The following is a 1065-nucleotide window of genomic DNA, read 5'->3' on the forward strand; positions in this document are numbered from 1 at the left end:
CCGTGCTTCCACCCGAACAGAACGCCAACCTACGAGATCACCAGTCTGAGTGGTGCTGCTAGGTCTCGGTGGTAGACTTGAGCCCCGATCATTTTGGGCGCCTCAAACCTCGGCCGGTAAGCTGTTACGCTTTTCTTAGAGGGTAGCTGCTTCTAAGCTCACCTCCCGGCTGTCTAGGGCTTGAGACCACCTTCGATCGCACTTAGTCTACACTTGGGGACCTTAACCCAGCTCTGGGTTGTCTCCCTCACGGTACACAGGCTTACCCCGTGCACCGGACTCCCTGCGTCAAGCGGCGTTCATAGGTTCGGAGTTGGACAGGGGGGCACACTCCTCTCGGAGTGCGGTCCCCCAATCCGTCGCTCTACCCCATGAACTACCTCGGCAGAGGTCATGCTTCGACATGTTTCGGTTGGAACCAGCTGTTTCCGGACTCGATGGGCCTTTCACCCCTAGACGTAGGTCACGAGAGGGTATTGTAGGACACCAACTCTAACAGGCCTCCACGTGCCTTTCGGCACGCTTCGCCTTGCCCACGCCTAGATCGTCCGGTTTCGGGTCGTGCCCGTTTGACTCCCCGCGCTTGAACACGGCGGCCCTCGTGCAAAGCACTGCGGCCATGTCGGTTTCCCTTCGCCTTCCTCGATGATCGAGTTAGACTCGTCAAACAGGCACACTCCCTGGTTCGTTTTTCAAAACGTACGACAGAACACCGGCTTCCCAAACTTCTTACTACAGGTTCGCACCTGATTCATTTTGTCCGGGACCTTGTGTGCCCTGTCGCTCCATCGCCAACTGATTTCACGCCCTATTGCACCTCCCTTCGTGGGGTGCTTTTCAGCGTTCGCTCACGCTACTTGTTCGCTATCGGTCTTGAGGAGTGTTTAGTCTTCGCGGTCGATGCCCGCGATATTCACGAGGGATATCCAACCCCCGATACTCTGGAGCTGACTCGTTCCTTACTTGTCGACGGTACGGGACTGTCACCCTGTCTCGTACTCTATTCCAAGAGACTTCGCGTCGCCGTTCGGGAAGTGATCGTCAGTCCGAACACCACATTGCCCG

Annotated in this window: 1 rRNA gene; it reads right to left on the minus strand. The window is 56.9% G+C overall.

Features of this window, described 5'->3' with window-relative positions:
• A 23S ribosomal RNA gene (locus ACSBP4_RS19600) occupies positions 1–1065 on the minus strand; the annotation flags it as partial.

Origin of the sequence: Natrinema sp. CGMCC1.2065 (assembly GCF_051225675.1) — an archaeon.
GTDB lineage: Archaea > Halobacteriota > Halobacteria > Halobacteriales > Natrialbaceae > Natrinema > Natrinema thermotolerans.